Raw genomic sequence first — 12,434 nt, 5'->3', positions numbered from 1 at the left:
CGACTGTGCTGGGCCCCGTCGCGTCCCGGGTTACCCGTTGGCCGCGCGGATACTCTCCTGGGCGGCCAGCACCACGGCCTCGCTGGTGATGCCGAACTGGCGGTAGATCGTGGCGTAGTCGGCGGACGCGCCGAAGTGCTCCAGCGACACGATCCGGCCGTGGTCGCCCACGATCTCGCGCCAGCCCTGGGCGACCCCGGCCTCGACGCTGACCCGGGCCTTCACGATCGGCGGGATCACGCTGTCGCGGTAGGCCTGGTCCTGGGCGTCGAACCACTCTCGGCACGGCATCGACACGACCCGGGCCGCGACTCCCTGCTCGGCCAGGGCGGCGCGCGCCTCCACCGCCAGCTGGACCTCCGAGCCGGTGGCGACCAGCACGACGTCGGGCGTGCCGCCCTCGGCGTCGAGCAGGACGTAGCCACCCTTGCTGACGCCCTCGGTGCCGGCCCACTGCTGACCGTCGGCGTCGGTGCCGCGGGGGAAGGTCGGCACGTTCTGGCGGGTCAGGGCCAGCCCCGCGGGCCGGTCGGTGTGCTCGAGGATCGCCCGCCAGGCGGCGACGGTCTCGTTGGCGTCGGCCGGCCGGACCACGTCGAGTCCGGGGATCGCGCGCAGGGCGGCGAGGTGCTCGACCGGCTGGTGTGTCGGGCCGTCCTCGCCGAGACCGATCGAGTCGTGGGTCCACACGTAGGTGACCGGCAGCTGCATCAGGGCCGCCAGGCGGACCGCGGGACGCATGTAGTCGGAGAACACGAGGAACGTGCCGCCGTAGACGCGGGTGCCGCCGTGCAGCGCGATGCCGTTCATGATCGAGCCCATGGCGTGCTCGCGGATGCCGAAGTGCAGCACCCGGCCGTACTTGTGGCCCGAGAAGTCCTTGGTGGAGCGGTCCTCGGGGATGAACGACGGCTCGCCCTTGGGGGAGGTGTTGTTGGACTCCGCGAGGTCGGCCGACCCGCCCCAGAGCTCGGGCAGGACCGGCGCGATCGCCGACAGCACGGCACCGGAGGCCTTGCGGGTGGCGACCCCCTTCGGGTCAGCCTCGAAGGCGGGGAGGTGGTCCGCCCAGCCGTCGGGGAGGCTGCGGGTGCGCATCCGCTCCAGCAGGGCGAGCGCGTCGGGGTTGGCCGAGGCCCAGGCGTCGTAGCTCTCCTGCCACTGCGCCTCGGCGGCCTTGCCGCGCTCGACGAGCCCGCGGGTGTGAGCGAGGACGTCGGCACCGACCTCGAAGGTCTGCTCGGGGTCGAACCCGAGGATCTTCTTGGTGGCGGCGACCTCCTCGAGGCCCAGCGCGGAGCCGTGGGAGGCGCCCGTGCCCTGGGCGTTGGGGGCCGGCCAGGCGATCACGGTGCGGAGCAGGATGATGCTGGGCCGGTCGGTGACCTGCTCGGCCGCGTCGAGGGCGGCCCAGAGCGCGTCGACGTCCTCGACGTACTCCTTGCCGCCACCGGTCCAGTCCACGGTCTGCACGTGCCAGCCGTAGGCCTCGTAGCGCTTGGCGACGTCCTCGCTGAACGCGATGTCGGTGTCGCCCTCGATCGAGATCTCGTTGTCGTCGTAGATCAGCGTCAGGTTGCCCAGCTGCTGGTGACCGGCCAGCGAGGAGGCCTCGCCGGAGACGCCCTCCTCGAGGTCGCCGTCGCTGCAGATCGCGTAGATGTGGTGGTCGAAGGGGCTGCGGCCCTCCGGGGTGTCGGGGTCGAGGAGCCCCCGCTCGCGGCGGGCGGCCATCGCCATGCCGACAGCGTTGGCGACGCCCTGGCCCAGCGGGCCGGTGGTGGTCTCCACGCCGGCGGTGTGGCCCTGCTCGGGGTGGCCCGGGGTCTTGCTGCCCCAGGTGCGCAGGGACTGCAGGTCCTCGAGCTCGAGCCCGAACCCACCGAGGAAGAGCTGGGTGTAGAGGGTGATGGAGCTGTGGCCCGCAGAGAGCACGAACCGGTCCCGGGCCTCCCAGGCGGGGTTCGCGGGGTTGTGCCGCATCCGCTTCTGGAAGAGCAGGTAGGCGACCGGCGCGAGCGCCATCGCCGTGCCGGGGTGGCCGTTGCCGACCTTCTGCACCGAGTCCATGGCGAGGACCCGAGCCGTGTCCACCGCCCGCCGGTCCAGGTCGGTCCATTCCAGGGGGCTGCGGGCAGTGCTCACGTGCGGAGGTGTCCTCTCGGGTGCGACAGATGGCGCTGACGGTCCTGAGCCTACTTCGGCCGGGTGAGGAGGTGCACACCGTCCCCGGGCCCGCCCGATGGCGGCCTTCGCCTCGGTCCGGACTAGACTCGACGCAGCCTGAGGGGCTTCCCTGCAATCGTTGAACTCGAGGTTTTCGTGACGGCCGTCGATCCCCACGTCTCCGCGCAGACGCCGGAGACGGGCCGAACGAGAGTCCGCGACGTGGTCGCCGCCTACGTCGGGCTGATGAAACCCCGGGTCATCGAGCTGCTGCTGCTGACCACCGTCCCGGTGATGTTCTTCGCCGCCCGCGGTGTCCCCGAGCTCGGGCTCGTCGCGGCGACCGTCGTCGGGGGCACGCTGTCGGCCGGCAGCGCCAGCGCGCTGAACAACGTCTACGACCGCGACATCGACGAGCAGATGCGACGCACCCGCCGCCGGGCCCTGCCGCGTCACATCGTCAGCCCGGTCGCAGCGACGATCTTCGGACTCGTGCTCGGCGTGGTCTCCACGCTGCTGCTCGGCTTCTTCGTCAACTGGCTCTCGGCCTGGCTGGCGCTGGCGGCGAACGCGTTCTACGTCCTCGTCTACACGATGGTGCTCAAGCGCCGCACCACGCAGAACATCGTGTGGGGCGGCCTGGCCGGTTGCTTCCCGGCCCTGATCGGGTGGACGGCCGTGACCGGGGAGCTCGCCTGGGAGCCGGTGATCCTGTTCCTCGTGGTCTTCTTCTGGACCCCGCCGCACACCTGGGCGCTCGCCCTGCGCTACCGCGAGGACTACGCCAGCGTCGACGTGCCGATGCTCCCCGTCGTCGCGCCCGCCCGTTCGGTCGCCCGCCAGATGCTGGCGTACTCCTACGTGATGGTCGCCACGTCGCTGCTGTTGTGGCCGGTCGGTAACACCGGCTGGCTGTACCCCGCCGCGGCGATCGTCCTCGGCGCGGCCTTCCTGGTCGAGTCGCACCTGCTGCTGGCGCGCACGGCGCACAGCGACAGCCTCTCGGAGATCAAGCCGATGCGGCTGTTCCACTGGTCGAACATGTACCTCTCGCTGTTGTTCGTCGCGGTCGCCCTCGACCCGCTGCTCCACCTGTGACCTCGCGGCCGACCCCGGCCCAGCTCGCGGCAGCCGCCGACAGGACCATCCCCGACGTGGCCGCGCCCGGCCTCCGCGTGCTGTTCAGCGGGATCAACCCGGGGCTGTGGTCGGCGGCGACCGGCCTGCACTTCGCCCGGCCGGGCAACCGGTTCTGGCCCACGCTGCACCGCTCGGGCTTCACCCCTCGTCAGCTGGACCCCGCCGAGCAGCACGAGCTCTTGGACCTGGGTCTGGGGATCACCAACGTCGCTCCCCGCGCCACCGCACGAGCCGACGAGCTGACCCGGCAGGAGCTCCTCGACGGAGCGAGGGCGCTGCGCGAGAAGGTCGCCGCACTGCGGCCTGCATGGCTCGCGGTGGTCGGCATCGGTGCCTACCGCACCGGGTTCGGGCACCGCGACGCCGCGGTCGGGCCGCAGGACGAGCGCGTCGGCGAGAGCCGGGTGTGGGTCCTGCCGAACCCGAGCGGGCTCAACGCCCACTGGCCGGCCCCGGCACTGGCGGAGGAGTTCGCCCGGCTACGTCGCGTCGCGGTCGCGGACCCCGAGGAGTAGCCAGGCCAGCGCCGCGGCCACCGCGGCTGAGCCGAGCAGGTGCAGGCCGACGAGCACGACCGGTAAGCCGGTGAAGTACTGCACGAACCCCACCAGCCCCTGGGCGAGCTCGAGCCCGAGCAGCACCCAGGCGGCGCGGACGGTGCGCTCCGGAGCGCCCACCGCCTTCAGCGCGAACAGCGACCCGATCGTCAGGCCGAGGAGCAGGAACACCGCGTCGGTGTGGAGCTGGCTCAGCGCGGCAGGGTCGAGGCCGTTGCGCTGCGCGTCGATATCGCCGGCGTGCGGGCCGCTGCCGGTCACCACGGTGCCGAGGTAGAGCACCGCCCAGCCGGCCACGAAGGTGGTGCGGACCAGCCACGTCACCGCGCTCGGCACGGTGGTGAGCACCGGTCCGTCGCCCTCCCGCAGCCGGCGCAGCAGCACCACCGCGACCTGGATCATCGCCATCGAGACCAGCAGGTGGAACGCCACGACCCACGGGTTGAGGTCGGTGAGCACGGTGACGCCACCGATCAGGGCCTGGGCCGGCACGCCGAGCCCGATCACGAACGCCAGCCGCACGAGGGAGCGCCGGCCGTACCTCCACGCAGCGACGAAGGTCGCGATCGCCACGGCCGCGAGCAGGAAGGTCACCAGCCGGTTGCCGAACTCGATCGCGCCGTGCAGCCCGAGCTCCCCGTGGGGGACGAACGACTCGTCGGTGCAGCGCGGCCAGGTGGGGCAGCCGAGCCCCGATGCGGTCAGCCGCACCACGCCGCCGGTGACCACGATCAGGATGTTCACCGCCAGCGTGGTGACGGCCAGCGGGTACATCCAGCGCTGTGCCCAGCCGGGCCGCACCTGCTGCGCGGGGGGCGGGCTCTGCACGGTCATTCCCATGTGAAGGTCCTCGAGGTGAGTGCGGTTCCGGCGGCCGCCCACGCGGCCAGCACGACCAGGGGTACGACGGGCACGGCGCCGTCGATCAGCGCGACGCGGAGCCCGTTGCCGAGCGCGCCGGACGGGAGGAGCTCGACGACGGGAGCCAGGGCGCCGTAGCTGGACGACGGGATCACCACACCGCCGCCGGCCATCAGCAGCAGGTACACCAGGTTCGCGGCGGCGAGGGTGGCCTCCGCGCGCAGCGCACCGGCGAGGAACAGCCCGAGCGCGGCGAACGCCGCCGTGCCGAGCAGGCCGACGAGGAGTGCGCCGAGCACGCCCGCGGCACCCGGCGACGGCGACCAGCCGAGCAGCACGGCGGCCACGGCGATCACGACCACCTGGAGGACCTCGACGGCGAGCAGTGCGCCGACCTTGCCGAGCAGCAGCCCAGACCGGGGGAGCGGGGAGGAGCCCAGCCGCTTCAGCACGCCGTAGCGGCGCTCGAAGCCCGTGGCGATCGCCAGCGACGTGAAGCTGGTCGACATCACCGCGAGCGCGAGCACCCCGGGGGTCAGCGTCGCGACCGCTCCGTGCGGGAAGTCCAGGCCGACCCGATCGGCCGCGAGCACTCCGCCGACGAGCACGATCAGCGGGATCACGACCGCGAGGAGCAGCTGCTCGCCGTTGCGCAGCAGCAGCCGGGTCTCCATCCGCGCCTGGGCGAGCACCTGGCGGCGGTACGGCGCGGCGCCCGGCATCGGGGTGAACGTGCCGGACGGCGTGGGGGTGTTCATGGGGTGAGCTCCCGTCCGGTCAGCTGGAGGAAGACGTCCTCGAGCGTGCGTTGCCCCAGCGACATCGACTCGGGCAGCACGCCCTGCTGCTCGCACCAGGCGGAGACGGTGGCCAGGGTCGAGGCATCGGCCGGCCCGGACACCAGCAGGCTCTGGGCGTTGATCGGCCGGACCTGGGTCGACGGGCCGAGCGCCGCCTGCAGCGAGGCGGGCGCGTCCGGCGGGAACGGCTCGGTGACCACCAGCCGGATCGTGGTGCTCCCGGCGGCGCGGGTGAGGTCGAACGGGGTGCCGGAGGCGATCAGCCTGCCGTGGTCGATCACGTGGATGGTGTCGGCGAGCCGCTCGGCCTCGTCCATGTAGTGGGTGGTGAGGACCACGGTCACGCCGTCGCCCCGCAGCTCCTCCAGCAGCTCCCAGGTGGCCCGGCGGGCCTGCGGGTCCATCCCCGCTGTCGGCTCGTCGACGAAGACCAGCTCAGGACGTCCGACCACCGCCATCGCCAGGGCGAGCCGCTGCTGCTGGCCGCCGGACAGCCGCCGGTACGGCGTACGCCCGCACGAGCCGAGCCCGAGCCGCTCGACCAGCATGCCGACGTCGAGCGGGTGGGCGTGGAGGGAGGCGATGTGCGAGAGCATCTCGACGGCGTGCACGCCGGACCACGCGCCGCCGTTCTGCAGCATCACCCCGATCCGGGGCAGCAGCTCGGCACGGTCGCGTTGCGGGTCCAGGCCGAGAACACACACCGAGCCCTGCTGCGGCCGGCGGTAGCCCTCACAGGTCTCCAACGTGGTGGTCTTCCCGGCGCCGTTGGGCCCGAGCACCGCGGTGATGCTGTGCCGGGCGACCTCCAGGGTCAGCCCGTCGACGGCGACGGTGTCGCCGTACTGCATCCGGAGGTCGTCGACGACCACCGCCGGTTCGTCGCCGGCCCGGCGGGCGGAGCTGGGGCCGGAGGAGGGGAGGGGCACGCCGCGATTCTAGGTTTCGGCCCCAGCGGGCCGCCGACCGGGCGACTCCTCAGCCCCGGTCGAGACAGGTTAGGGCGGCCTTAGTTGAATCACTCCAGTCATTAACGGCACACTGGTGTTGTGGAATTCGACGGCCCGATGGACGCACCGACCCGTGAGCGGGTGGCCCGGTCGATCCACGAGAACGGCCCGAGCACCGCAGCCGCTCTCGCGGAGCGGCTCTCGCTGACCCCTGCCGCGGTCCGGCGCCACCTCGACCACCTGATGGAGCAGGGTGCGGTCGAGCCGCGCGAGCCGCGCACCTACGGCGCGCGCGGCCGCGGACGACCCGCCAAGGTCTTCGCGCTCACCGAGGCCGGCCGCGACCGGTTCGACCAGCAGTACGACGACCTCGCCGCGCAGGCGCTGCGCTTCCTCGCCGAGACCGGCGGGGAGAAGGCGGTGCGCGAGTTCGCCCGGCGCCGGGTCGCCACGCTCGAGAGCGACTTCGAGCAGGTGCTCGCCCGCAAACCCGACCTGAGCGCTGCCGAGGCGGTCGCGGAGGCGCTCAACCAGAGCGGCTACGCTGCCTCGGTCCGCGAGCTGCCGGTCGGCGAGCAGCTGTGCCAGCAGCACTGCCCGGTCGCCCACGTCGCCCACGAGTTCCCCCAGCTGTGCGAGGCGGAGACCGAGGTCATCAGCCGACTGCTCGGCCGTCACGTCCAGCGGCTGGCCACCATCGCCCACGGCGACGGCGTCTGCACGACCGCCATCCCGCAGGCCCACGTCCCGAGCACGTCCGCCCAGAGCCCGTCCGCCAAGAGCACGACCGAGAACGCTTCACAGTCCCCTGCACGTCTGACTCGCCACACGAGAGGTTGAGGATCACATGACCACGATCGACCAGCGCAACCCTGAGCTCGAGGGCATCGGCCGCTACGAGTTCGGCTGGGCCGACCGCGACACCGCGGGCGAGGCCGCCCGCCGCGGCCTCAACGAGGAGGTCGTCCGGGACATCTCGGCGAAGAAGAACGAGCCGCAGTGGATGCTCGACCTGCGCCTGAAGGGCCTGAAGCTCTTCGAGCGCAAGCCGATGCCGACCTGGGGCGGCGAGCTCGACACGATCGACTTCGACAACATCAAGTACTTCGTCCGGTCGACCGAGAAGCAGGCCACCAGCTGGGAGGACCTGCCCGAGGACATCAAGAACACCTACGACCGGCTCGGCATCCCGGAGGCGGAGAAGCAGCGCCTGGTCGCGGGTGTCGCCGCGCAGTACGAGTCGGAGGTCGTCTACCACCAGATCCGCGAGGACCTGGAGGAGCAGGGCGTGATCTTCGTCGACACCGACACCGCGCTGAAGGAGCACGAGGAGCTCTTCCGGGAGTACTTCGGCACCGTGATCCCGGTGGGCGACAACAAGTTCGCCGCGCTCAACACCAGCGTGTGGTCCGGCGGGTCGTTCATCTACGTCCCCAAGGGCGTGCACGTCGACATCCCGCTGCAGGCCTACTTCCGGATCAACACCGAGAACATGGGCCAGTTCGAGCGCACGCTGATCATCGTCGACGAGGACGCCTACGTGCACTACGTCGAGGGCTGCACCGCGCCGATCTACAGCTCGGACTCCCTGCACTCCGCGGTCGTGGAGATCATCGTGAAGAAGGGCGCCCGCTGCCGCTACACGACGATCCAGAACTGGTCGAACAACGTCTACAACCTGGTCACCAAGCGTGCGGTCGCCGAGGCCGGCGCCACCATGGAGTGGGTCGACGGCAACATCGGCTCGAAGCTGACCATGAAGTACCCCGCCGTCTACCTGATGGGCGAGCACGCCAAGGGCGAGACGCTGTCCATCGCGTTCGCCGGTGAGGGCCAGCACCAGGACGCCGGCGCCAAGATGGTGCACGCCGCGCCGAACACCTCGAGCTCGATCCTGTCGAAGTCGGTGGCCCGGGGCGGCGGGCGTACGTCGTACCGCGGCCTGATCCAGGTCAACGAGGGCGCCCACGGGTCGAAGTCCAACGTGCTGTGCGACGCGCTGCTCGTGGACCAGATCAGCCGCTCCGACACCTACCCCTACGTCGACATCCGCGAGGACGACGTGTCGATGGGTCACGAGGCCAGCGTCTCGAAGGTCTCCGACGACCAGCTGTTCTACCTCATGTCGCGAGGCATGGAGGAGGACGAGGCGATGGCGATGATCGTGCGCGGCTTCGTGGAGCCGATCGCCAAGGAGCTGCCGATGGAGTACGCCCTCGAGCTCAACCGCCTGATCGAGCTGCAGATGGAGGGCGCGGTCGGCTGACCCGGTCGCCCGACCCCGCCCCGCAACCTCCCACGTAGAGAGACAAGAGATGACTGTGACCGACACTGCGCGCGACAGCGTGGCGTCCGCCCTGGAGCTCGACCACGTCGAGTCCCACCTGCACCCGGCCGGCTCGTTCGACGTCGCCGACCACCCGGTGCCCACCGGCCGGGAGGAGATCTGGCGCTTCACCCCGCTCAAGCGGCTGCGCGGACTGCAGGCCGAGGCCGAGTTCATGCCGAGTGCGACCGCGTGCACCTGGAACACCCCCGCGGGGGTGCGCGTCGACGGCGTCGACGGTGAGGAGGCCCGTGCGCTGCGCGGGATCAGCGGGCTGGTGCCCAGCAGCCGGTTCTCGGCACGGGTGTTGGCCGAGGTGCCCACCACGCTGCTGGTCGACGTGCCCGCCGAGCTCGAGGTGACCGAGCCGATCGTCGTCGACCTGACCGGCGAGAACGCCGCCGTCACCGAGGCGGGCCACGTCGCGCTGCGCTTCGGGAACTTCGCGAAGGCGGTCGTGGTGCTCAACCACACCGGGCACGCCTCGATGGCCCAGGTCGTCGAGGTCGTCGTCGGTGACGGCGCCCAGGTCACCGTGGTCTCCCTGCAGGACTGGGCCGACGACGCGGTGCACCTGACCCACCACGAGGCCAAGGTCGGCCGCGACGCGAGCTACAAGCACGTGGCGATCTCCTTCGGCGGCGACGTGGTCCGGATGGACAGCAACGTCTCCTACGCCGGTCCCGGCGGTGCGGCCGAGATGCTCGGCCTGTACTTCGCCGACGAGGGCCAGCACATCGAGCACCGGCTGTTCGCCGACCACACCGCGCCGAAGACCAAGAGCCACGTGGTCTACAAGGGCGCGCTGCAGGGCGAGGGCGCGCACACCGTCTGGGTCGGCAACGTCCTGATCCGCAAGGTCGCCGAGGGCATCGAGACCTACGAGGAGAACCGCAACCTGGTGCTCACCGACGGCTGCCAGGCCGACTCGGTGCCGAACCTGGAGATCGAGACCGGCGAGATCGAGGGTGCCGGGCACGCCTCGGCGACCGGCCGGTTCGACGACGAGCAGCTGTTCTACCTCCGCTCGCGCGGCGTCTCCGAGGCCGAGGCCCGGCGGCTGGTCGTGCACGGCTTCTTCAACGACCTGATCCGCAAGATCGACGTGCCGTCGCTGGAGGAGAAGCTGATGGCGACGGTCGAGGAGGAGCTCGCCAAGAACGTCCTCAAGCCGCTCGAGGTGCAGGGCTGATGGCGTTCGAGCGCGCCTGCGCCGCCTCCGAGGTCCGTGCCGACGAGGCCCTCGCGGTCCAGGTCGGCGACCTCACCGTCGCCGTCGCCCGGGACGGCGACGACTTCTACGCCGTCCAGGACCTGTGCAGCCACGCCGCGGTGGCCCTGAGCGAGGGCGAGGTGGCCGACTGCCAGATCGAGTGCTGGCTGCACGGCTCGCGCTTCGACCTGCGCAGCGGCAAGCCGACCGGGCTGCCGGCGACCGAGCCGGTCTCGACCTTCCCGGTCGAGGTGCGCGACGGAGACGTGTACGTCGACGTGACCGAGACCCTCAACGGGGTCACCCCGAGCTGACGAGTTTTCCGGCGGCCGAGCCACTCGGCACGCCACGACAAGGAGAGAAATGAGCACGCTGGAGATCAAGGACCTGCAGGTCTCGGTCGAGACCGAGGACGGCCCCAAGCAGATCCTCAAGGGCGTCACCCTGACCATCGGTGACGGCGAGACGCACGCGATCATGGGCCCCAACGGGTCGGGCAAGTCGACCCTGGCCTACTCGATCGCGGGCCACCCGAAGTACACCATCACCGGGGGCTCGGTGACCCTCGACGGCCAGGACGTCCTCGAGATGTCGGTCGACGAGCGCGCCCGGGCCGGCCTGTTCCTCGCCATGCAGTACCCCGTCGAGGTGCCCGGTGTCTCGGTGGCGAACTTCCTGCGCACCGCCAAGACCGCCATCGACGGCGAGGCGCCGAAGCTGCGCACCTGGATCAAGGACGTCAACGGCGCCCTGGAGCGGCTGAACCTCGACGCGACGTTCTCCCAGCGCTCGGTCAACGAGGGCTTCTCCGGCGGTGAGAAGAAGCGCCACGAGATCGCCCAGCTCGAGCTGCTGAACCCGAAGGTCGCGATCCTCGACGAGACCGACTCCGGCCTCGACATCGACGCGCTCAAGATCGTCTCCGACGGCGTGAACCGGTTCCGTGCCCAGGAGGGCAAGGGCGTCCTGCTGATCACGCACTACACGCGGATCCTGCGCTACATCCAGCCCGACTACGTGCACGTCTTCGTCGACGGCCGGATCGCCGAGCAGGGTGGTCCCGAGCTCGCCGAGCAGCTCGAGGCCGAGGGCTACGACAAGTACGTCAAGGCTGGTGCGAGCGCCTGATGACCTCTTCCGCCGCCGTCTCGGCGGGCCCGGCGCTGCCGGGCCTGCTGGACGGGCTCGACCTGATCCGGGCCGACTTCCCGATCCTGTCGCGCACGCTGGCCGACGGGATGCCGCTGGTGTACCTCGACAGCGCCAACACCGCGCAGAAGCCGCAGGTGGTCATCGACGCGATGGTCGACCACCTCGAGCACCACAACGCGAACATCGCGCGCGCCATGCACCAGCTCGGTGCCGAGGCGTCGGCGTCGTTCGAGGAGGCCCGGGACAAGGTCGCGGCGTTCATCAACGCGCCCTCGCGCGACGAGGTGATCTTCACCAAGAACGCCTCCGAGGCGCTGAACCTGGTCGCCGAGACGATGGCGTGGGCGCGCGGCCCGCTGGAGGTCGGTGAGGGTGACGAGGTCGTCATCACCGAGATGGAGCACCACTCCAACATCGTCCCGTGGCAGATGATGACCGAGCGCAAGGGCGCACGGCTGCGCTGGTTCGGGCTCACCGACGACGGCCGGCTGGACCTGTCGAACATCGACGAGCTGATCACCGAGCGCACCAAGGTGGTCTCGCTGACCTGGGTGTCCAACATGCTCGGCACGGTCAACCCGGTCCGGCAGATCGCGGACCGCGCCCACGAGGTCGGTGCGGTGGTCGTCGTCGACGCCTCCCAGGCGGTGCCGCAGATGCCGGTCGACGTGGTCGCTGCCGGGGCGGACTTCCTTGCCTTCACCGGCCACAAGGTGGTCGGGCCCACCGGCATCGGTGTGCTCTGGGGCCGACGCGAGCTGCTCGAGCAGCTGCCGCCGTTCCTCGGCGGTGGCGAGATGATCGCCACCGTGTCGATGGAGCGGTCGACGTACGCCGGGATCCCGCACAAGTTCGAGGCCGGAACCCCTCCGATCGTCGAGGCGGTCGGACTCGGGGTGGCCATCGACTACCTCTCGGCGATCGGCATGGACAACGTGCGCGCCCACGAGGAGGCGATCACCCACTACGCGCTCGAGGGTCTCACCGGCATCCGCGGCCTCAAGGTCCTCGGACCGGTCGACGCGGTGCACCGCGGTGGCGCGATCTCGTTCGAGATCGACGGCGTGCACCCCCACGACGTCGCGCAGGTGCTGGACTCCCGCGGCATCGCTGTGCGGGCGGGACACCACTGCGCCAAGCCGGCGCACCGGAGGTTCGGCGTGCAGAGCTCGACCCGGGCCTCGTCGTACCTCTACACCACGCCGGGTGAGATCGACGCACTCATCGAGGGGTTGGAGTACACCAAGAAGTACTTCAAGGTGGACTGAC

General features: G+C 71.0%; 12 protein-coding genes. 8 read left to right on the top strand and 4 right to left on the bottom strand.

Translation table 11 applies throughout. From position 1 onward, the window contains the following. Positions 1-30: 30 nt before the first annotated feature. Positions 31-2,070, bottom strand: a complete 2,040-nt coding sequence (gene tkt / locus ACYVIH_RS10490) for a transketolase (RefSeq protein ID WP_460869165.1) — start codon at positions 2,068-2,070, stop codon at positions 31-33. A gap of 252 nt (positions 2,071-2,322) precedes the next feature. Between tkt and ACYVIH_RS10485 the strand changes: the two genes are divergently transcribed. After that, positions 2,323-3,264, top strand: coding sequence for a heme o synthase (locus tag ACYVIH_RS10485; RefSeq protein WP_460868992.1), 942 nt, complete (start codon positions 2,323-2,325; stop codon positions 3,262-3,264). Next, positions 3,261-3,821: a G/U mismatch-specific DNA glycosylase gene (gene mug / locus ACYVIH_RS10480; RefSeq protein WP_460868990.1), complete on the top strand. Its 561-nt coding sequence runs from the start codon at positions 3,261-3,263 to the stop codon at positions 3,819-3,821. Before ACYVIH_RS10485 ends, mug begins: the two co-directional genes overlap by 4 nt. On the opposite strand, the gene ACYVIH_RS10475 is transcribed toward mug, so the two are convergent. From ACYVIH_RS10475 to ACYVIH_RS10465, 3 genes are read right to left on the bottom strand one after another with little or no spacing between them, the layout of a single operon-like run. After that, on the bottom strand, positions 3,786-4,703 hold the full coding sequence (locus tag ACYVIH_RS10475) for a COX15/CtaA family protein (RefSeq protein ID WP_460868988.1): 918 nt from the start codon (positions 4,701-4,703) through the stop codon (positions 3,786-3,788). The two genes, mug and ACYVIH_RS10475, sit on opposite strands and share 36 nt — an antisense overlap. Continuing rightward, positions 4,694-5,482: an ABC transporter permease gene (locus ACYVIH_RS10470; protein ID WP_460868985.1), complete on the bottom strand. Its 789-nt coding sequence runs from the start codon at positions 5,480-5,482 to the stop codon at positions 4,694-4,696. Before ACYVIH_RS10470 ends, ACYVIH_RS10475 begins: the two co-directional genes overlap by 10 nt. Next, positions 5,479-6,453: an ABC transporter ATP-binding protein gene (locus tag ACYVIH_RS10465; RefSeq protein ID WP_460868984.1), complete on the bottom strand. Its 975-nt coding sequence runs from the start codon at positions 6,451-6,453 to the stop codon at positions 5,479-5,481. Before ACYVIH_RS10465 ends, ACYVIH_RS10470 begins: the two co-directional genes overlap by 4 nt. Before the next feature lie 138 nt (positions 6,454-6,591). On the opposite strand from ACYVIH_RS10465, the gene ACYVIH_RS10460 reads away from it, so the two are divergent. From ACYVIH_RS10460 to ACYVIH_RS10435, 6 genes are read left to right on the top strand one after another with little or no spacing between them, the layout of a single operon-like run. Further along, a complete protein-coding gene (locus ACYVIH_RS10460) occupies positions 6,592-7,314 on the top strand; it encodes a helix-turn-helix transcriptional regulator (protein WP_460869163.1) in 723 nt (240 codons plus the stop codon). 7 nt (positions 7,315-7,321) lie between these two features. Continuing rightward, the gene (gene sufB / locus ACYVIH_RS10455; protein WP_460868982.1) at positions 7,322-8,740 is read left to right on the top strand and encodes a Fe-S cluster assembly protein SufB; all 1,419 of its coding nucleotides are present in this window, start codon (positions 7,322-7,324) and stop codon (positions 8,738-8,740) included. A gap of 49 nt (positions 8,741-8,789) precedes the next feature. Continuing rightward, on the top strand, positions 8,790-9,992 hold the full coding sequence (gene sufD, locus ACYVIH_RS10450) for a Fe-S cluster assembly protein SufD (RefSeq protein ID WP_460868980.1): 1,203 nt from the start codon (positions 8,790-8,792) through the stop codon (positions 9,990-9,992). After that, a complete protein-coding gene (locus ACYVIH_RS10445) occupies positions 9,992-10,327 on the top strand; it encodes a non-heme iron oxygenase ferredoxin subunit (RefSeq protein ID WP_460868978.1) in 336 nt (111 codons plus the stop codon). The genes sufD and ACYVIH_RS10445 overlap by 1 nt, the downstream gene beginning before the upstream one ends. A gap of 49 nt (positions 10,328-10,376) precedes the next feature. Continuing rightward, complete coding sequence (gene sufC / locus ACYVIH_RS10440; RefSeq protein ID WP_460868975.1) at positions 10,377-11,141, top strand: Fe-S cluster assembly ATPase SufC; 765 nt, start codon at positions 10,377-10,379, stop codon at positions 11,139-11,141. Then, complete coding sequence (locus tag ACYVIH_RS10435) at positions 11,141-12,433, top strand: cysteine desulfurase (protein ID WP_460868973.1); 1,293 nt, start codon at positions 11,141-11,143, stop codon at positions 12,431-12,433. The genes sufC and ACYVIH_RS10435 overlap by 1 nt, the downstream gene beginning before the upstream one ends. Position 12,434 lies beyond the last annotated feature (1 nt).

The sequence above is a fragment of the Nocardioides pakistanensis genome (assembly GCF_054781215.1).
Note: the sequence above shows the minus strand (reverse complement) of the source record. Positions and strands in the feature narration are given on the sequence as shown.